Consider the following 20,248-nt stretch of genomic DNA (forward strand, 5'->3'; position numbering starts at 1 on the left):
AGGGTGGCGCTTACAACACAGGCATGGCCAAGCTTAAGACCGGCGACATCGCCAACGACCCACGCGCACGGCAGCTCTTGCGCACGCTGGTGTCGCGCCATGTGCGCGATGGCGGACCGGTGGGCTCGCAGACCCTGGCGAAGCATTCGGGCCTCGACGTAAGCCCGGCGACGATCCGCAACATCCTGGCCTCGATGGAGGACGCCGGCCTGCTGTCGGCGCCGCACAGCTCGGCCGGGCGCATCCCGACGGCGCAGGGCTACCGGTTGTTCGTGGACTCCCTGCTGCAGATCAAGCCGCTGGCGAGTGTGGAACTCGAGCGCCTGCGCCATGAGTTGCCGAGTGGCGCTGGCACCCAGGCATTACTGGGCAATACCTCGGAACTGTTGTCGGCGATGACCCATTTCGTCGGCATGGTCAGCGTACCCAAGCGCGAGGTGTTCGTGTTCCGCCAGATCGAATTCGTGGCGCTGGATCCGCAACGGGTGCTGGCGATTCTGGTGTTCGCCGACAACGAAGTTCAAAACCGCGTGGTGCATGTACGGCGTGTATTCGACCCATCCGAACTGGAACAGGCCGCCAATTACCTCAATAGCCATTTTGCCGGGCAACCACTGGCGCATATCCGTGCGCGCCTGCTGGCCGAGTTGCGGCATGCGCGCAGTGAAATGGAGCAGTTGCTGGCCAGCTCCGTGGAATTGGCCGAACAGGCGTTTGCCCCCGGCAAGGACGACTCGTCTTTTGACGGCGTGGTCGTGGCCGGCCAGACCCGGCTGATGGGCCTTCAGGACCTGGCTGACCTGGACCGGCTGCGGGCCTTGTTCGAGGCCTTCGCCGAGAAGCGCGAGCTACTGCAGTTGCTGGAGCGCACCGCCAAGGCACCCGGCATGCGCGTGTTCATCGGCGATGAAACCGGCCTGGCGCCGCTGGAGGGCATGTCCCTGGTCAGTGCGCCGTATGGCGCGGACGGACAGGTGCTGGGCGTACTGGGCGTGATCGGCCCCAGTCGGATGGCCTACGAACGGGTGATCCCGGTCGTGGAAGCGACCGCAGCGGTGTTGGGAGCTGCGTTCTACGCGGGTTCCTGAACAGGTTTGCCTTGAATCGGCCAGCGCAAGCCCCCATTGCCTGTTCGACGCGGCGCAAGGCCGCCTACTTCAACCCTGGCAACCATGACCCCCACCAACCAAGACCCGATGCCCAATGCAGTGGATGCAGCCGACGACGCGCCGCTGAGCGACGAAGCCGAGGCGCTGCGCGGCGAACTTGAACATCTCAAGGCGCAGTCCCTGCTGGAACGCGCTGACCTCGACAACCAGCGCAAGCGCATGGCGCGTGAGCTGGACAATGCGCGCCGTTTTGCCAATGAGCGTTTGCTTGGCGACTTGCTGCCTGTGCTGGACAGCCTTGAAGCCGGGCTGGCCAATGCACCTGCGGATGGCCCGCTGCGGGCTGGCCTGGAACTGAGCCAGCGCCAATTGATTCGGGTAGTCGAAATTAATGGCCTGGTCACGGTAGTCCCGGCGGCTGGCGATGTGTTCGATCCTGAGCGTCACCAGGCGATGAGCATGATAGATGCGCCCGGAATCGCGCCCGGTGCGGTCGCCCAGACCTTCCAGAAAGGCTACGTGCTCAACGAGCGCCTGCTGCGACCTGCACTAGTGGTCGTGGCGAAGCACGATTGAACCGGCATTGGTGCGGGGCTTGAACCCGTGCCAGTCAACCCCACATTTTGAACATCGGCGCAATGCGCCCCCGAACACAGAAATACAGAGGACACAAACATGGGCAAGATCATCGGTATTGATTTGGGCACCACCAATTCCTGCGTGGCGATCATGGAAGGCGGCAAGGCGCGCGTCATCGAAAACAGCGAAGGCGACCGCACTACGCCATCGGTGGTGGCATGGACCAAGGACGGCGAAGTCCTGGTCGGCGCATCGGCCAAGCGCCAGGCCGTGACCAATCCGAAGAACACCTTCTATGCGGTCAAGCGACTGATCGGCCGCAAGTTCACCGATGCCGAGGTCCAGAAGGATCTTGGCCTGGTGCCGTACGCGATCACCGCGCACGACAACGGCGATGCCTGGGTCGCGCTGACAGACGGCAAGAAAATGTCAGCGCAGGAAGTGTCCGCCAAGATCCTGGAAAAGATGAAGAAGACCGCCGAGGCCTACCTTGGCGAGACCGTGACCGAAGCGGTGATCACCGTGCCGGCCTATTTCAACGACAGCCAGCGCCAGGCGACCAAGGACGCTGGCCGCATTGCCGGCCTCGACGTCAAGCGCATCATCAACGAGCCGACAGCGGCCGCGCTGGCATATGGCATGGACAAGGGCGACACCAAGGACCGCAAGATCGCGGTGTATGACCTGGGCGGTGGCACCTTCGACGTGTCGATCATTGAAATCGCCAACATTGACGGCGAGAAGCAGTTCGAAGTGCTGGCCACCAACGGTGACACCTTCCTTGGTGGCGAAGACTTCGACAAACGCGTCATCGACTATCTGGTCGACGAGTTCAACAAGGAGCAGGGCATCGACCTGCGCAAGGATCCGCTGGCCCTGCAGCGCCTGAAGGATGCGGCCGAACGCGCCAAGATCGAGCTGTCCAGCGCCCAGCACACCGAAGTCAACTTGCCGTACGTGACCGCCGACGCCAGCGGTCCGAAGCACCTCGCCATCAAGCTGACCCGGGCCAAGCTCGAGGCGCTGGTCGAGGACCTGGTCAAGAAGACCATCGAGCCGTGCCGCATCGCTTTGAACGATGCCGGCATGCGCGCAAGCGACATCAGCGAGGTGATCCTGGTCGGCGGCCAGACCCGCATGCCCAAGGTGCAGCAGGCGGTCACCGAATTCTTCGGCAAGGAACCGAAGAAAGACGTGAACCCGGATGAAGCCGTGGCCGTGGGCGCCGCGATCCAGGGCGGCGTGCTGCAGGGCGACGTCAAGGATGTGCTGTTGCTGGACGTGACCCCGCTGAGCCTGGGCATCGAGACCATGGGTGGCGTGTTCACCAAGATCATCGAGAAGAACACCACCATCCCGACCAAGGCCGCACAGACCTTCAGCACTGCCGAGGACAACCAGACCGCGGTCACCGTGCACGTGCTCCAGGGCGAGCGCGAGCAGGCCCGCTACAACAAGTCGCTGGCCAAGTTCGACCTCACCGGGATTGACTCGGCGGCGCGCGGCTTGCCACAGGTGGAAGTCAGCTTCGACATCGACGCCAACGGCATCCTGCACGTCAGCGCCAAGGACAAGAAGACTGGCAAGGAACAGAAAGTCGAGATCAAGGCTGGTTCGGGCCTGTCGGACGAAGAGATCCAGCGGATGGTCGCCGATGCCGAAGTCAACCGTGAGGAAGACAAGCGCTTCCACGAGCTGGTCACCGCGCGCAACCATGCCGATGGCCTGATTCACGCGACGCGCACTGCGATCAAGGAAAACGGCGACAAGGTGCCCGGCGACCTGATCGGTCGCGCCGAGGGTGCGATTGCCGAACTTGAATCGGCGATCAAGGGCGATGACAAGGTGCAGATCGAGGCCAAGGCCAAGGCGCTGGAAGAAGCCGGCCAGGCAGTGTTCGCAGCCGTGTCCGCGGCTGGCCAGCAGGCACCTGAAGGTGGCGATGCCGGTGCCCAGCCGGCAGGCGAGGATGTGGTCGATGCCGAGTTCACCGAAGTCAAGGACGACGGCGACAAGGCCTGATCCCGCACGATCACGTGTGTTCCATGATCGAAACATGCAATGGGCAGGCTGGACCTGCCCGTTGTCTTGGACGTTCTACTGGTAAGGCAGGCAGACAGGCCCGATGAGCAAACGCGACTATTACGAAGTGCTGGGCGTGGCCCGCAGTGCCGGCGATGATGAACTGAAGAAGGCCTATCGACGCAGTGCGATGAAGCACCATCCGGATCGCAATCCAGGTGACAAGAATGCGGAGGCGGCGTTCAAGGAGTGCAAGGAGGCCTACGAAGTGTTGGCCGATGGCGGCAAGCGCCGCATGTACGACCAGCACGGCCACGCAGCGTTCGAACATGGCATGGGCGGCGGCAACGCCGGACCGGGTCCCGGTTTTCATGATGTCGGCGACATCTTCGGCGACATCTTCGGCAATATTTTTGGCGGTGGTGGCCGGCAGGCCCCGCGCCGTGGCGCCGACGTCGGCTATGTCATGGAATTGGATCTCGAGGACGCTGTCGCCGGGGTCGAGAAACGCATCGATATTCCCAGCATCGCACCCTGCGTGCCCTGCAATGGCAGTGGTTCTGCCGACGGCAAGGTCGACACCTGCAGCACCTGCAATGGCCATGGCCAGGTCCGGATGCAGCGCGGCATGTTCCAGATGCAGCATGCCTGCCCGCATTGCGGTGGCAGTGGCAAGACCATCGCCAACCCCTGCAAATCCTGCAATGGCGCAGGCCGGGTCGAGGAAGACAAGACGCTATCGGTCAAGATCCCGGCTGGCGTGGACAATGGTGATCGCATCCGCCTGGCGGGCGAGGGCGAGGCAGGCCCAGCAGGTACGCCACCCGGCGACCTGTATGTGGAAGTCCGGGTGCGCCCGCATGAGATATTCGAACGCGATGGCGACGACCTGCATTGCGACGTGCCGATCCGAATTTCCCAGGCCGCGCTGGGTGATATCACCCGCGTACCGACCCTGGGTGGCGAAGTAGAACTTCGTATTCCCGCCGAGACCCAGACTGGTCGCGTGTTCCGCTTGCGCGACAAGGGGGTCAAGTCAGTGCGCAGCCGCGCCCCGGGCGACCTCTACTGCAAGGCAGTGGTGGAAACGCCGGTCAACCTGACCGGTGAACAGCGCCAGCTTCTGGAACAGTTCGAAAAAACCTTCGTCGGCGAAGGAGCCCGCCGTCATTCGCCAAAGGCCAGTACTTTTCTTGATGGGGTCAAGGGCTTCTGGGATCGAATGGTTTCTTGAGTGCTTCAAGTGCAAACGTTTGCAACGTTTGCTCATTGTGTCGAAATATGACGCTCATCAACAACATGTGGCGTATTTGGGCCTAGGATGTAAAGTGCAGTTATGCCCATTCAGGTTCCGTCATGTCGTCCTTCCCCCACGACGATACAAACAGTACAGGCCCCAAGGATCCGGGACGGTTGTTGGACGCCTTGGAGAAGTTGGCGCGGGAATACCTGAAGCCATCGCTGGACAGTGCACTCGGCAGCGTCGATGACTATCTGTTCAATCGCAGCGAAGACAGTCACGACGATACGGAACTGACGGCACTTCGTGAATTGCGCCGCGAGCGCAACAAGATCGGCCAGCGCTTCGAGAAAGGCGTGCACGCTGCGTTCCAGGCCCTGCGTGAGCCGCATTTCATGCCAGAGCAGGTCGAAGACCTGGCGCTGGTCGAGGAAGATGCGCTGGAGGAACTGCTCGCCAAGGAACAACTGGCCGAGAGCCAGTCGCGAGCGCATGCCCCGGCGCTGGAAGTACTGGGTAAGCGGGTCGCCTTCCTGTTCGGGCAGGACGCGCTTGAGCCCGCCGACAATCCACTGGATCCGCATTCCATCGCCAACCGCTTGTTACGAGCGATGGAAGGCATTGAACTCGCGTCTTCCGTACGCATCGTGCTGTTCAAGTTCTTCGAACGCGATCTGGCGACGACGCTGGTCACGATGTACGAACGCGCCAACGCCTTGCTGGCAGCAGCAGGCATCTTGCCGCATCTGCAGGCAACCGCACGCAAGCAGCCAGTGAAAGCCGCGGGCGATGCGGGTGCTGGTCATGCAAACAGCGTTTCCGAAGATGTTAATGAGGCCAGCGCGGCTGGGTTGCCGGCAGCCCAGCATGCAGGGGCGATGACGCACCCACCTTCAGCCGCAGAGCAGGCGATGTTCGCCAACATGCTCAGCTTGCTGCAGGGCTGGCGCAGTGCCACGGGTCCGGACACGGCGGGGCGCAAGGAGAGCAACGGGCCATCGCAGACCCTTGCCTCGCAGGATCTGATGTCGGTGCTGTCGCTCCTGCAGCGCGAGATCCCTGAGCAGATCGAACATCCGAAAGACCAGCCGCAGCAATCTCTCGCCGAACAACTACGCAAGCAAGTCATCACCGGTGCGCGAAAGCTGGGTGTTGCCGGCGACAATCTGCACCTGGACGGCCTGGACGAAGACGCGGTCGACCTGGTCGCATTGTTGTTCGACGTACTGCTCGACGGCCCGCAATACGACACTGACATCCGCAGCAAGATCGGCCGGATGCTGGTGCCCTACGTGAAAGTCGCAGTGCAGGATCGCCGCATGTTCCTGTTCAAGGAGCATCCCGCGCGGCGGCTGTTGAACACGGTGGCCGAAGCCTGCGAGGGCAACCACGGCGAAGCGCCGCAGGAGCGTGAACTGCTTGGGCGCGTGGACAGTACCATCGACCGCCTCGTCATGGAGTTCAACGAAGACGTAGCGATCTTCGAAACACTCGAACAGGAACTGCGCTCTTATATGGCGCAGCACCGCAAGCGCTTCGAGCTGGCGGAAAAGCGCACGGCCGAAGCCCAGAGCGGGCGCGAGCGGCTGGAGCATGCGCGCAGTGCGACCAATGCACTGTTGGCGAAGCAGCGCGGCGAACGCGAACTGCCGGCGGTGATGGATGAGTTCCTGAGCCGGTACGCATCCCACCACCTGATCCAGGTGATGTTGCGCGACGGCTATGGTTCGCAGCGGCATGAAGAGGCGATGCTGGCGGTAGGCGACCTGCTGTTGGCGTTCGACCACGCCGACCTGCATACGCCCGCTGAAGAGCTTCCAGCTCTGCCACGCGAACAAATCAAAACAATGCTGGCGAGCTCGGGCTGCGTGGGCGAAACCGCGCAGGCGGCGATCGACAGCCTGCAGCAGGCCTTGGTCCGCCTGGCTGGCGGCGAGCGCGCCGTCGACAATACCTCGCACATGCCGGATCAGGCGATCATCCCGGAGCCACTGCCCCAGCCGGAACCGGAGCCGATTCTGGAAGTGATTGCCGGTACCGACGCACTGGATTTCGATGCCGCCGGCCTCGAGCGCATGCGCAAGCTGGAGGTAGGCAGCTGGATCCAGCTGGCCACGTCGGCGGATCGCATCGAACCTGCCAAGGTGTCCTGGATCAGCCCGATCTCCGGGCGCCTGCTGCTGGTCAACCGGCGCGGCATCCGCGTGCTGGTCGCATCGCCCGAGGAATTGGCGGCGATGGCCAAGCTGGACAAGGTCGTGGTACGTGAAGGCGCAACGCCCTTCGACGATGCCATGCACCAGGTCGCCGGAAGGCTCCGAAGCATCTCCAGGCCAACCTGACTTGCTGACTTGGGCGCCTGTCAGCCAGCAGGCCTTCGACTTGTGGATGAACGCAGTGGTGGTTAGCCTGATCACATGACAGATTTCTTGCATGTGTTGATCCATGGCGCCAATGGCCGCATGGGCCAGGCCTTGTTGCGTTTGGCCGCGGGTGATGCGGCGTGCGATGTCGTCGGCGCGGTGTCGCGCAGCGTCGATGCGCGCGTGGTCGACGGCATTCCGCGTTTTGCGGTTTCGGAACTACAGGGCGTACCCGAGTTTGATGTCGCCATCGATTTCAGCCAGCCAGATGGCTTCGATGCGATCCTCGAACTGTGTGTCGCCCGTAACAAGCCACTTGTCTCTGGCACCACCGGGCTGTCGGTCCACCAGTTCGAGGCGCTGGATGCGGCATCGGCGCGCATCGCAACGATGTGGGCCTCCAATTTCAGCCTGGGCGTGGCGGTTCTGCACGACTTGGTCGAGCGCGCCGCCCGCGTCTTGCCGGGTTGGGACTGCGATATCATCGAAACTCACCACTCCCGCAAGATCGATGCGCCTTCAGGCACGGCGCTTACCTTGGGCGATTCAGCCGCACAGGGCGGGGCCACGCCGCATTACGCCTGGATCCGTGCCGGCGACATCGTCGGCGAGCACTGCGTGCAGTTCACCAGCACCGGCGAGCGCATTGAGCTGATCCATCGCGCCAGCAACCGCGACATCTTCGCGGCGGGGGCATTGCATGTCGCCCATGCATTGCACGGGCGCAACCCGGGGCGCTATCGGATGATCGACCTGCTTGATTGAGGCCGGCGCGCGACTCGCACGCATGCTGGGCACGCAAGACTGGCACTGAAGGCTGCTCGCCCGTACAATTCTCGCTCGCCTGATCCCCAACGCTCCGAACCGGTCAATACCGCTTCGGCGCTTTCTTGCAACCTGACGCAAGGCGACGCACTTGACCATACCTGCAATCCTCGCGCTTGAAGACGGCACCGTCTTCGAGGGCCGTTCCGTGGGCGCACCCGGCCTGTCCGTGGGCGAGGTGGTGTTCAACACCGCCATGACCGGCTACCAGGAAATCCTCACCGACCCGTCCTACGCACGGCAGTTGGTGACCCTGACCTACCCGCATATCGGCAATACCGGCTGCACCGACCAGGACGACGAGTCCGGCAAAGCTTGGGCGGCCGGGCTGATCGTGCGCGACGTGCCACGCCGTCCCAGCAGCTGGCGCAGCCAGGTCGCACTGCCGGAATGGCTGCAGGCGCGCGGTATTGTCGCCATCGCCGACATCGATACCCGCAAGCTGACCCGGATGTTGCGTGATCGCGGCTCCCAGAACGGCACGTTGCTGGCGGGTAACGTAATTGGCGAACAGCTCGATGCCGACAAGGCGATCGAAGCTGCGCGCAAGTTCCCCGGCCTGGCTGGCATGGACTTGGCCAAGGTGGTCAGCACGACCAAGGCCTACGAATGGCGTGATGGCCAGCTTGATCTCGATACCGGCGAATGCGTGCGCGTCGATGCGCGGTTCAAGGTCGTGGCCTACGATTTCGGCGTGAAGCGGAACATCCTGCGCATGCTGGCCGAGCGTGGCTGCGCGGTGACCGTGGTGCCGGCGCAGACGCCTGCATCCGACGTGTTGGCGATGAAACCTGATGGTGTGTTCTTGTCTAACGGCCCCGGCGATCCCGCGCCCTGCGACTACGCAATCGCCGCGATCCGCGAACTGCTGTCCGCCAAAATGCCGATCTACGGGATCTGCCTCGGTCACCAGTTGCTTGGCCTGGCGGTTGGCGCAAAGACCATGAAAATGCCGCACGGCCATCATGGCGCCAATCATCCCGTGATTGACTTGGGGTCACCTGAAGGAAGCCAGAAACGGGTGATGATCACCTCTCAAAACCACGGTTTCTGCATCGATGAAACCACACTCCCGGCGAACGCGCGCGCGACCCACCGCTCGCTGTTCGACGAGACCAACCAGGGCATCGCCCTGACCGACGCGCCGGCCTTCAGTTTCCAGGGACACCCCGAAGCCAGTCCAGGTCCACATGACTTGGGGCCATTGTTCGACCGGTTTGTTGCCCTGATGTTGAACAAGCAGGCGGAGGCCAACTGACATGCCAAAGCGCACCGACATCAAGACCATCCTGATCATCGGCGCTGGCCCGATCGTGATCGGCCAGGCTTGCGAATTCGACTACTCCGGCGCACAGGCCTGCAAGGCGCTGCGCGACGAGGGCTACCGGGTGGTGCTGGTCAACAGCAATCCGGCCACGATCATGACCGACCCGGACATGGCTGATGCGGTCTACATCGAGCCGATCAACTGGCAAACAGTCGAACGCATCATCGCCAAGGAAAAACCCGACGCGCTGCTGCCGACAATGGGTGGCCAGACCGCGTTGAATTGTGCGCTGGACCTGGCCGACAACGGCGTGCTGGAAAAATACGGCGTCGAACTCATTGGTGCCAAGCGCGAAGCAATCCGCATGGCCGAGGACCGCGAACTGTTTCGCGTGGCGATGGGCGAGATTGGCCTGGACTGTCCGAAGGCGGAAGTCGCGCGCTCGCTGGAGCAGGCGCTGGATATCCAGACCCGTGTCGGCTACCCGACGATCATCCGACCCAGCTTCACCCTCGGTGGCAGCGGTGGCGGCATCGCCTACAACCGCGAAGAACTGATCGACATCGTCACCGGTGGCCTGGAACTCTCGCCAACCGGCGAAGTGCTGGTGGAAGAGTCGGTGCTGGGCTGGAAGGAATTCGAGATGGAAGTGGTCCGCGACACCGCGGACAACTGCATTATTGTTTGCAGCATCGAAAATTTCGATCCGATGGGCGTGCACACCGGCGATTCGATCACTGTCGCGCCGGCGCAGACCTTGACCGACAAGGAATACCAGCGTCTGCGCAATGCTTCCATCGCGGTGCTGCGCAAGATTGGCGTGGATACCGGCGGCAGCAACGTGCAGTTCGGCATCAATGCCGAGAACGGTCGCGTGGTGGTGATCGAGATGAACCCGCGGGTGTCGCGTTCCTCCGCACTGGCGTCGAAGGCGACGGGTTTCCCGATTGCCAAGGTTGCGGCCAAGCTCGCGGTTGGTTACACGCTGGATGAACTCAAGAACGAAATCACCGGCGGCTTGACCCCGGCATCGTTCGAACCCAGCATCGACTATGTGGTCACCAAGATTCCGCGGTTTGCCTTCGAGAAATTCCCGACTGCCGATGCACGCCTGACCACCCAGATGAAATCGGTGGGCGAGGTGATGGCGATCGGCCGCACCTTCCAGGAATCCTTGCAAAAAGCGCTACGCGGACTTGAAACCGGCAAGGTCGGGCTGGACCCGACGGGCCTGAACCTGACCGATGAGAACGACCTCGCGACACTGCGCCGCGAGACCAAGGAGCCTGGTCCCGAGCGCATCTTCTATCTCGCCGATGCATTCCGCGCCGGCATGAGCGTGGAAGAGGTGCATGCGCTGTCGTTCGTCGATCCGTGGTTCCTCGACCAGATCGAAGAGATCGTCGATGCCGAAGTGGACATCGCACATCGCGGGCTGGATGGACTGGATGCGGCGCGCCTGCGTGCGCTCAAGCGCAAGGGTTTCTCCGACATCCGCATCGCCCAGCTGACCGGTACCAACGAGTCGGCGGTGCGTGCGTTGCGCAAGGCCTTCGGCGTGCGTCCGGTGTACAAGCGGGTCGACAGCTGCGCGGCGGAATTCGCGACTACTACTGCCTATCTGTATTCGACCTACGAGGACGAATGCGAGGCGCTGCCGACCGACCGCAAGAAGATCATGGTGCTCGGCGGCGGCCCGAATCGCATTGGCCAGGGCATCGAGTTCGATTACTGCTGCGTGCACGCAGCGTTGGCGCTGCGCGAGGACGGGTACGAGACCATCATGGTCAACTGCAACCCGGAAACTGTCTCGACCGATTACGACACGTCCGACCGCTTGTATTTCGAGCCGCTGACACTGGAAGATGTGCTGGAGATCGTCGAACTCGAAAAGCCGCACGGTGTGATCGTGCAGTACGGCGGGCAGACTCCGCTGAAGTTGGCTAAAGCACTTGAAGCCAATGGCGTGCCGATCATTGGTACGTCGCCGGAATCCATCGACCTGGCCGAGGACCGCGAGCGCTTCCAGAAACTGGTCACCGAGCTGGGCCTGCTGCAGCCGCCGAACCGTACTGCGCGCAGTGAAGACGAAGCCCTGCTGCACGCACGCGAAATTGGTTACCCGCTGGTGGTGCGCCCGAGTTATGTACTCGGCGGCCGCGCGATGGAAGTGGTACATGCCGAAGCCGATCTCGCGCGTTACATGCGCGAGGCGGTCAAGGTTTCGCACGATTCGCCAGTATTGCTGGACCGCTTCCTGGACAACGCGGTCGAAGTCGACGTCGATGTAATCGCCGATTCAACCGGCAATGTGCTGGTCGGCGGGGTGATGGAACATATCGAGGAAGCTGGCGTGCATTCCGGCGACTCGTCATGCTCGCTGCCGCCGTATTCGCTATCAGCCGACACACAGGCAAAGCTACGCGAACAGGTGGTGATGCTGGCCAAGGCGCTCAATGTGATTGGCCTGATGAACACCCAGTTCGCAGTGCAGACAGACGCTGATGGCAACGACACCATCTTCCTGCTGGAAGTAAATCCGCGCGCCTCGCGCACGGTGCCATTCGTGTCCAAGGCGACCGGCCGGCCGCTGGCCAAGATCGCCGCGCGCTGCATGGCCGGCAAGTCGCTGGCCGAGCAGGGCACGACTACAGAAATTGTGCCGGAGTACTACTCGGTCAAGGAAGCGGTGTTCCCGTTTGCCAAATTCCAGAATGTGGACCCGATCCTCGGTCCGGAAATGCGTTCCACCGGCGAAGTGATGGGTGTAGGTCGCACGTTCGGTGCTGCGTTCGCAAGGGCCGAGGAAGCCGCGAATATCCGCGCGCCACAACCCGGCAAGGCCTTCATCTCGGTGCGCGATCCAGACAAGGCGCGCGTCGTGCCGGTTGCACGCGACATGATCGCGCGTGGCTTCAGCCTGGTCGCCACGTCCGGCACTGCCAACGCGTTGGCTGCCAATGGCATCGCCTGTGAGCGGGTCAACAAAGTGATCGAGGGTCGTCCGCACATCGTCGACCTGATCAAGAACGGCGAGATCTGCTACATCGTCAACACCACCGAGGGAAGCCAGGCGATCGCCGACTCCTTCTCGATCCGGCGCGAAGCCCTCCAGCATCGCGTCACATACTCCACCACGGTGGCCGGCGCGCGTGCATTGCTGCACTCGATGGACCATCGCGGCGTCGGCGAAGTGCTGGCGCTGCAGGAACTGCACAAGGAACTGAAGTGACGCACGCACCCATTACCGCGAAGGGCGCCAAGCGCCTGCGCGCAGAGCTCGAGGAACTGAAGTCGGTCAAGCGACCGACGGTCATCGCTGCGATCGCCGAGGCGCGTGCGCATGGCGACCTAAAGGAAAACGCCGAATACCACGCCGCACGCGATCAGCAGAGTTTCATCGAAGGTCGCATCAAGCACCTGGAAGGCGAGTTGTCGCATGCACAGGTGATCGACATCGCCACCCTGACCGCCGGCGACAGGGTTGTGTTTGGCGCCACGGTAAAACTTGCCGATTGCGATACCGACGAAGAGCGCACCTATCAGATCGTTGGCGATCTCGAAGCCGACATCAAGCTGGGGTTGATCGCGATTTCCTCGCCGGTGGCACGCGCGTTGATCGGCAAACACGAGGGCGATACCGCCACCATCGAAGCACCAGCAGGCACCCGCGAGTACGAAATCATCGCGGTTAGTTATCTCGATTGAAGTGGCTCGTCCGAAGTGGCTCACCTGAAGTGACGCGCCCGACATGACGCAGTTGAACCTGTTGCTGCCGGCAGGCGCACGGCTCGCCGGCATCACGTTTCCCGCGTCGCTGGCAAAGGCACTAGGCCGCGCAGACGAAGTGGTCGGGCAACCGGGCGAGCAAGCGCAGCTGTCGCGTCATTTCCAGCTACTGCCGGATCGCTGGCCGCACGCGGCATTGACCCACGTTGCGGATGCCGGGTTGGACGACGCGCGTTCCTCCGCATGGCTGCGCGCCGACCCGGCCTACATCCGTCCCGACATCAATGGCGCGCGCCTGCTGGCGACTGGCGCCGCGCTCTCGATGAGTGTGCAGGATGTCGAGGCGTTCCTGCCTGCACTGCGTCCACTGTTCGGCGATGCCGGCTTCCTGCTAGATGCACCGCATCCGACGCGCTGGTACCTGCGCCTGCCACGCGAGACCCAATTACCCGATTTTCCCGCACCCGACCAGGCGCTGGGCGAGGATGTGTTCGACCACATGCCGGACGGCCCGCAGGCACGCCGCTGGCGTACCTTGTTGAGTGAAACGCAGGTCGTGCTGCACAACCACCCGCGTAATGAAGAGCGCGCACGAGCGGGACTTGTGCCGGTAAATTCGCTGTGGTTCTGGGGCGGCGGGCTGTTGCCCGACAACGCGACCAGCGATTCCATGACCGTATTTTCGGATGATCCCGTCTTGCACGGTCTGGCTAGCGTCGGCACATTCAAAGCCATGCCAATCGCTGATTTCAAAAGTTTTGAATCCCTCGCCAATGACGCACTGATCGATCTGCGCGCGGTCCGCGATCCAAAGGTGTTGCTGGAGGGCTGGTTGCAGCCTGCATTTGTCGTCGCCACGCAAGGCCAAGTCGATTTCGATCTTGCCGATGGCCGGATGTTCCAATTGCAGCCAAGCCAGCGCTGGCGTTTCTGGCGCAAGCCACGCACGGCGCTGACCGCGTGAACGTGCAGCGGCGCATCGTTCGTCGCGGACAACCGGCGAGCATGGATGGTGAGTGGCCGGCACAATGGCCGCCATTGTTACAGCGACTGCATGCTGCGCGTGGTAGTGCTGGTGCATCACAGGCCATGCCGCGACTGGCCGACTTGCTGCCTTTCGATCTGCTGACCGGCATCGAACAGGCGGTGCTGCTGCTTCAAGACGCCATCAATCGCGATGCGCATATCGTGGTGGTCGGCGACTATGACTGCGACGGCGCCACCGCCTGTGCAGTTGGCGTGCGCGGCTTGCGCATGCTCGGCGCGAAGCGCGTGTCGCATGCGGTGCCCAATCGCATCGTGCATGGCTACGGCATGACGCCGGGACTTGTCGAAGAGCTTGTCGGGCTGGAGCCCGATCTGTTGGTCACTGTCGACCATGGCATCGCCTGCCATGCGGGCATTGCAGCCGCGAAGGCGCACGGCTGGCAGGTGCTGGTGACCGACCATCACCTGCCGGGCGCAACCCTACCGACCGCGGACGCCATCGTTGATCCCAACCAGCCTGGCGATGCATTCCCGAGCAAGGCGCTTGCCGGCGTCGGGGTGATGTTCTACGTGCTGCTGGCGCTGCGCGCGAAGCGTGGCGTGCAGGCTGATCTGGCTTCATTGCTGGACTTGGTCGCAGTGGGCACCGTGGCCGATATGGTGGCGCTGGATGCCAACAATCGCGCTTTGGTCGGCGCAGGCCTACGGCGATTGCGTGCAGGGCAGGGTTGCGCCGGCCTGCGTGCATTGATCGAGGTCGCCGGTCGCCACGCTGCAAGTCTGACCACGACCGACATTGGTTTCGCCATTGGCCCGCGGATCAATGCGGCGGGCCGCCTGGAGGACATGAGCATCGGCATCGAATGCCTGATCACCGATGATCCGGCACAGGCTTTGGTCCTGGCGCAGATCCTGCAGTCGATCAACCAGGAGCGCCGGGGTGTGCAGGCCGAAATGCAGGACATGGCCGAAGCACAGATGCCCGGCCTTGATGATGCCGCCACTTCGTGTGCCGTGTGCCTGTACGACGCAGATTGGCATCCGGGCGTGGTTGGGCTGGTTGCATCCAAGACCAAGGAACGCCTGCATCGCCCCGCGATCGCATTCGCGCCGTCCGAACCCGGCAACAGCATGCTGCGCGGCTCGGCGCGTTCCATCCCGGGCTTCCATATCCGCGATGCGCTGGCGCTGGTCGATGCGCGACATCCTGGGCTGGTCCCGCGTTTTGGCGGGCATGCGATGGCCGCGGGTCTAAGTCTTGAATTCGATGACTTGCCTGCATTCCGCGATGCATTCCAACAGGTCGCATCCGAATGGCTGACGCCGGACCTGCTCACCGATACCCTGCACAGCGATGGCGAGTTGGCTGCCGATGAATTCGCCATCGAATCTGCATTGGCCCTGCGCGACGGCGGCCATTGGGGGCAGGGCTACCCCGAACCGATGTTCGATGGCGAGTTCGATGTGCTGGGCTGGCGCATCGTTGGCGAACGTCATCTAAAACTCGAGCTCATGCATGACGGTCGCCGACTCAATGCCATCCACTTCGGTGGCTGGAATGGCACGCCACCACCCGCGCGCGTGCACCTGGCCTATCGCCTCACACCGGACGACTATCGTGGCAAGGATGCGATCCAGTTGATCGTCGTGCATGCGCAGGCGGTCGCTCCCGGCTCAGAGGGCTGAAACCGGGACAGCCGTGCTGCGAAGCAGATTGTTGTTGCGCTTGCGCTTGAGCCCGAACAACGGGCGCAGGAATCCGACACGACGGATCACGAATTCGTGCAGCAGCAAGCAACCTGCAATCGTGCCGCCGATCACCAGCGTGGATTCAAGGCCGGCACCGAGCTTCAATGGGATCAGCCAGTAGGCAAGCAGCACGATCAGGCTTTGATGCAGGATGTACCAGGGATAGACCGCTTCGGTCGCATACGGCAGCCAGCGGAATGGACGGTTGAGCCAGGTAACACCCCAGCCGAAGATCGCGAGCAGGGCGGTCCACATGTATAGCGCGCGTCCGGCGTGTTCGATACCGTTCCACGGCAATATGGTCAGCCATTCCGGGATATCGTCAGGCAACAGCAGTCCGCGTCCAACCGCCCGCAAACCCAGCTCCAAGGTGATCCCGAGCAGTGCAATCGGCAACGTCTTCCAGCGCCAACGCGCCACCCGCTGCCAGAAATCCTGTTGGCGGGAAACCAGATAGCCGAACAGGAACACGCTGGAATACTCCGCGTGCAGGTACCAGTCGCCGGCCAACGCATGGGTTTCCGGGAACCTCGGCATGAGCAACTGCAGGTAGCCGAAGAACAACATGGTTGGAAGCAGAATCATCCAGGCCAGGCTGCGATTGGCCAACCATGCCTGCATTCGCTTGCCGATACCGGATTCAATCATGGGTAGCAGCGCCAGCAAGACCAGCGTGTAATTCCACAGATAGGCCAGGTACCACAGGTGGTTCCAGGTCACGCCATGCGAAGCACCGGTCCAGCCGCCGTCCGGCCACGGCTTGAGCTGCAGGTAACGCTGCATGAAGTGGACGAACCCGGTCGGTACCGCGCCGTTGCGGACCGCTTCGCAATAGGACTGGATCGGCACGATGAAGAGCATGCCGAACACCAGCGGCAACAGCAGGCGCCAGGTCCGGTTCCCTGCAAACCGCAGTGGGCCCCGCGTCGGCTGGTACAGGCCAATCGCAATTCCCGAGATCGCGAACAGCAAGGGCATCCGCCAGCGGTTGACCACGATCCTGACCCACTCGATCCAGTCATACTGATAGGTGCTGACGATTTGGAAATCGGAATTCGTCTGGTAAACGCCGCTGGCGTGATACAGGATCAGCAGGGCGAAGGCGAAGACGCGCAGTGCGTCGATGTCGTGGCGGCGTTGCATGGCGCACATTCCTTGCTGGATATGCGTAGAGCCTTGGTTACATCCCATCATCACGCCAGCACGAAGTGACCATCGGATGGGGCGCAGGGACGGGCTGCGGGATCCGGGGATGAATGGTTGAGCTTGGCCAACCGACTTGCAGTGCTGGCGCCAGCGGTTCGCCCTGTGCAGGCTCGAGAAACCCCATCTGCCGCATCCATGCGTTGGCAGGGATAGTCACCTTCATGGAACTCGCCATGCGCCGGATCACCCAGTTCACTGCAAGCGTCTGCTTGATCACCCTTGGCTTCGCCTCGCTCGTGCCTGCGCAACAGGTATCATCGAATGTGGTGCTGCAACCCCCATTGCTGCAGGTCAGCGGCAAGGTGGATACGCCTGTCAGCCTGCATTCCGCAGACGTCGGGATCGAGGTCAATGGCGGATTCGCGACCACCACCATGCTGCTTGAGCTTCGCAATCCGAACAATCGAGTCCTGGAAGGCACCCTGCAATTTCCATTGGGCAGCGGCCAGCAAGTCGTGGGGTTTGCGCTGGATATCGGCGGCGTCTTGCGCGATGCAGTCCCTGTGCCCAAGGCGCGTGGCAGGCAGGTGTTCGAGAGCATCGAACGCCGCGGCGTGGATCCGGCGCTGCTTGAGCAGACCGCCGGCAACCAGTTCCGACTGCGCATCTACCCGATCCCGGCACATGGTTCACGCCAGGTGCGACTGGTGATCGAAGAGGCCATGCCGCGCGAAACCGGCGCATGGCGTCTGGCGGTTCCGGTGCAGCTGCTGTCCGGCGCGGATGAATTTTCGTTGCGTGTACGGGCGAACGGCATATCCAGCGCACCCATCGTGGAGGGCAGCTTTGGTGCATTGCCCTTCACGCACGATGCCCAGGGTTACCAGGCAGTCGTTCGACGTACCGCGTTCCGCCCACAGGGCGGCTTGTCACTGCGTTTTCCCGCCAGCACCAAACCAATGGCGTACGGAGGCACGCACGACGGCGAGCACTATGTCCTGGCCGAAGTACCGGTTCCGCAATTCAGTGCATCAAACAGGACGCCGCCATCCAAAATGGGCCTGCTATGGGATGCGTCCGCATCTGCGCGCAAGCGCGACCGGGACGGTGAATTCATGCTGCTTGATCGCTATTTCAAGGCGATGGGCAATGGCCGCGTGAGCCTGCGCATCCTTCGCGATGTCGGCATGGATGGCGGCACGTTCGAGATCCGCAACGGCGATTGGGCGCAACTGCGGCGCGTACTGGGAACCACCGTCAACGACGGCGCCAGCGACCTGTCCGATTGGACGCCAGACCCCACCATCACCGAATACCTGCTGGTCAGCGATGGCCTTCAGGACTATGGCGACAAGCCATTCCCCGTGCTTGAAAAAAACCAGCACCTGTATGCCATCAACTCGGCGGGCGCAGCATCCGATGGGGCTCGCCTGGCCGCACTGGCGGATGCGCGCGGTGGGCGGTTGGTCGCATGGCAAGGCCGAAACGGGCTTGACGCGGCAGCGCGTGCATTGCTTGGGCACGGAACCCGCATTGTCACCATGCGCGGCGAGGGCGTAAGCGACCTGCAGGCCGAGTCACGTCATGTGGATGCCGGTCTGATGAGGATCGCCGGTCGCCTCACCGAGCCGACTGGCGTGATCCGGGTGACCCTGGATGAGTCGGGACATCGGCGTGACATCACGCTGCCGGTTTCGGCCGCAACGAATGGCGACTACGTCCCGCGGCAGTGGGCGAGATGGCAAATCGCTGCCGATGCGGGCGAGCCTGAGCGCCATCGCGCGGCAATCGCGCGGCTCGGGCAGCAGTTCTCGATCGTGACCGCAGGCACATCATTGCTGGTGCTGGACGATATCGCCGATTACGTGCGCTACGACATTGCGCCACCCGCTGATCTGCGCGCTGATGTCGCACGCCTGCAGGCAGAGCAGGGCAAACGACGTGATGCGTCACGCAGCGAGCGGCTGGATGCGGTCGCCAATGCTTTCGCGGAACGGCTTGTCTGGTGGAAGACGTCATTCCCGAAGGATCGACAAGCGGCCCAGAAGGTCAGGGACAAGGCTAGGTCAGAGTCAGATTCGACCACGCTGGGCAGCGTGACGGTCACTGCCGATGTGGCGCAGCCTGCAATGGCAATGGCACCACCACCTTCTCCTGCTCTCGCCGCCGAACGGGGTGCATCTGAAGGATTCGCCCGGAATCAGGCCAGCGTGGCACTACTTGCGCCAGGTGTTGTACACAAGGCCGCGAAAGCAGAAGGCGAGACTGTCGCCACCATTCGCTTGCAGGCGTGGGCTCCAGATTCCCCTTATGCCAAGCGCTTGCGTGCGGCCCCGGCTGACCAGATCTACGCCCTGTACCTGGACGAGCGCGACAGTCACGTGGACAGCACGGCGTTCTATCTCGACGTTGCTGACTTGCTGTTGCAGAAGGAACGCCGTGTCGAAGCGATGCGGGTGTTGTCGAACCTCGCCGAACTCGATCTGGACAATCGGCATGTGCTGCGCGTGCTCGGCTATCGGCTGATGCAGGCCAAGCAATGGGCGCTCGCCGTACAGACATTCCGGCAAGTACTCGGCATGGCCGAAGAAGAGCCGCAGAGCGGTCGTGATCTTGCGCTGGCGTTGGCGGCATCCGGGCAGCGCCAGCAGGCGATCGAACAGTTGTACGACGTGGCATCAGGGGAATGGGACAGCCGCTTCAATGGCATCCCTGCAATCGCGCTGAACGAAATGAACGCGATCATCGCGACCAGTCCGAAGCCGCTGGACACCAGCTTCATCGATCGTCGCCTGCTGCAGAACATGCCGCTGGATCTTCGCGTCGCGTTGTCATGGGACAGCGACAACAGCGACATGGACCTGTGGGTGACCGATCCGAACGGTGAGAAGTGCTACTACAGCAACAAGCTTACCTACCAGGGTGGGTTGATCTCGAATGACTTCACCGGCGGCTATGGCCCGGAGGAATTCGTGCTGCGCGATGCAAAGCCGGGGCTGTACCGGGTCGAGGCGCATTATTTCGGCGACCGACAGCAGATCGTGACCGGTGCCACCACGCTCACTCTTTCGCTCAGCACCGGCTGGGGCACGCCTCGCCAGCAGGACCGCACGGTCACGCTGAGGCTGTCGGGCAAGGATGAATCCGTGCTGGTCGGCGAATTCGAGGTGGAATGACGCGGACTCTGCGAGGAAACGAAAGACCGTCAGCGGCTAGCCAACTTTTTGGCCAG

13 protein-coding genes are annotated in these 20,248 nt (G+C 62.6%); 12 read left to right on the forward strand and 1 reads right to left on the reverse strand.

What is annotated here, in order from left to right; translation table 11 throughout:
• Positions 1–23 precede the first annotated feature (23 nt).
• From hrcA to recJ, 11 genes are all read left to right on the forward strand, one after another.
• Positions 24–1,088, forward strand: a complete 1,065-nt coding sequence (gene hrcA / locus PSV05_RS09240) for a heat-inducible transcriptional repressor HrcA (protein ID WP_300064337.1) — start codon at positions 24–26, stop codon at positions 1,086–1,088.
• A gap of 84 nt (positions 1,089–1,172) precedes the next feature.
• Positions 1,173–1,685, forward strand: a complete 513-nt coding sequence (gene grpE, locus PSV05_RS09245; protein WP_300064339.1) for a nucleotide exchange factor GrpE — start codon at positions 1,173–1,175, stop codon at positions 1,683–1,685.
• A gap of 99 nt (positions 1,686–1,784) precedes the next feature.
• On the forward strand, positions 1,785–3,710 hold the full coding sequence (gene dnaK, locus PSV05_RS09250; RefSeq protein ID WP_300064341.1) for a molecular chaperone DnaK: 1,926 nt from the start codon (positions 1,785–1,787) through the stop codon (positions 3,708–3,710).
• Between the two features lie 103 nt (positions 3,711–3,813).
• Entirely contained in the window at positions 3,814–4,944 is a 1,131-nt protein-coding gene (gene dnaJ / locus PSV05_RS09255) for a molecular chaperone DnaJ (RefSeq protein ID WP_300064343.1), read from the forward strand.
• Positions 4,945–5,066: 122 nt separating this feature from the next.
• Entirely contained in the window at positions 5,067–7,292 is a 2,226-nt protein-coding gene (locus tag PSV05_RS09260; protein WP_300064345.1) for a DUF1631 family protein, read from the forward strand.
• 75 nt (positions 7,293–7,367) lie between these two features.
• The gene (dapB, locus tag PSV05_RS09265) at positions 7,368–8,078 is read left to right on the forward strand and encodes a 4-hydroxy-tetrahydrodipicolinate reductase (protein WP_300064347.1); all 711 of its coding nucleotides are present in this window, start codon (positions 7,368–7,370) and stop codon (positions 8,076–8,078) included.
• Between the two features lie 151 nt (positions 8,079–8,229).
• A complete protein-coding gene (carA, locus tag PSV05_RS09270; RefSeq protein WP_300064349.1) occupies positions 8,230–9,396 on the forward strand; it encodes a glutamine-hydrolyzing carbamoyl-phosphate synthase small subunit in 1,167 nt (388 codons plus the stop codon).
• A gap of 1 nt (position 9,397) precedes the next feature.
• Positions 9,398–12,637, forward strand: a complete 3,240-nt coding sequence (gene carB, locus PSV05_RS09275; protein ID WP_300064351.1) for a carbamoyl-phosphate synthase large subunit — start codon at positions 9,398–9,400, stop codon at positions 12,635–12,637.
• 11 nt (positions 12,638–12,648) lie between these two features.
• Positions 12,649–13,113 (forward strand): transcription elongation factor GreA, encoded by a 465-nt coding sequence (gene greA, locus PSV05_RS09280; protein ID WP_300065449.1) that lies wholly within the window; start codon positions 12,649–12,651, stop codon positions 13,111–13,113.
• Positions 13,114–13,156: 43 nt separating this feature from the next.
• Positions 13,157–14,098 carry a phosphoglycerate mutase gene (locus tag PSV05_RS09285; protein ID WP_300064353.1) on the forward strand — a complete coding sequence of 314 codons (942 nt, stop codon included), beginning with the start codon at positions 13,157–13,159 and terminating at the stop codon, positions 14,096–14,098.
• A 41-nt stretch (positions 14,099–14,139) separates the two neighbouring features.
• A complete protein-coding gene (gene recJ, locus PSV05_RS09290; protein ID WP_300065450.1) occupies positions 14,140–15,807 on the forward strand; it encodes a single-stranded-DNA-specific exonuclease RecJ in 1,668 nt (555 codons plus the stop codon).
• On the opposite strand, the gene PSV05_RS09295 is transcribed toward recJ, so the two are convergent.
• On the reverse strand, positions 15,796–17,013 hold the full coding sequence (locus PSV05_RS09295; protein ID WP_300064355.1) for an acyltransferase: 1,218 nt from the start codon (positions 17,011–17,013) through the stop codon (positions 15,796–15,798). The two genes, recJ and PSV05_RS09295, sit on opposite strands and share 12 nt — an antisense overlap.
• Before the next feature lie 224 nt (positions 17,014–17,237).
• On the opposite strand from PSV05_RS09295, the gene PSV05_RS09300 reads away from it, so the two are divergent.
• Entirely contained in the window at positions 17,238–20,192 is a 2,955-nt protein-coding gene (locus PSV05_RS09300) for a VIT domain-containing protein (RefSeq protein WP_300064356.1), read from the forward strand.
• The last annotated feature ends 56 nt before the right edge of the window (positions 20,193–20,248 follow it).

This window comes from Thermomonas sp. (assembly GCF_029945965.1).
Lineage (GTDB): Bacteria > Pseudomonadota > Gammaproteobacteria > Xanthomonadales > Xanthomonadaceae > Thermomonas.

Excerpts from the sequence above, each read along its gene's own strand:
- hrcA (WP_300064337.1), top strand. The coding sequence starts at position 24 with ATGGCCAAGCTTAAGACCGGCGACATCGCCAACGACCCACGCGCACGG.
- carB (WP_300064351.1), top strand. The coding sequence starts at position 9,398 with ATGCCAAAGCGCACCGACATCAAGACCATCCTGATCATCGGCGCTGGC.
- PSV05_RS09285 (WP_300064353.1), top strand. The coding sequence starts at position 13,157 with ATGACGCAGTTGAACCTGTTGCTGCCGGCAGGCGCACGGCTCGCCGGC.
- PSV05_RS09295 (WP_300064355.1), bottom strand. The coding sequence starts at position 17,013 with ATGCAACGCCGCCACGACATCGACGCACTGCGCGTCTTCGCCTTCGCC.
- dapB (WP_300064347.1), top strand. The coding sequence starts at position 7,368 with ATGACAGATTTCTTGCATGTGTTGATCCATGGCGCCAATGGCCGCATG.
- dnaK (WP_300064341.1), top strand. The coding sequence starts at position 1,785 with ATGGGCAAGATCATCGGTATTGATTTGGGCACCACCAATTCCTGCGTG.
- PSV05_RS09300 (WP_300064356.1), top strand. The coding sequence starts at position 17,238 with ATGGAACTCGCCATGCGCCGGATCACCCAGTTCACTGCAAGCGTCTGC.
- dnaJ (WP_300064343.1), top strand. The coding sequence starts at position 3,814 with ATGAGCAAACGCGACTATTACGAAGTGCTGGGCGTGGCCCGCAGTGCC.
- grpE (WP_300064339.1), top strand. The coding sequence starts at position 1,173 with ATGACCCCCACCAACCAAGACCCGATGCCCAATGCAGTGGATGCAGCC.
- PSV05_RS09260 (WP_300064345.1), top strand. The coding sequence starts at position 5,067 with ATGTCGTCCTTCCCCCACGACGATACAAACAGTACAGGCCCCAAGGAT.
- recJ (WP_300065450.1), top strand. The coding sequence starts at position 14,140 with ATGGATGGTGAGTGGCCGGCACAATGGCCGCCATTGTTACAGCGACTG.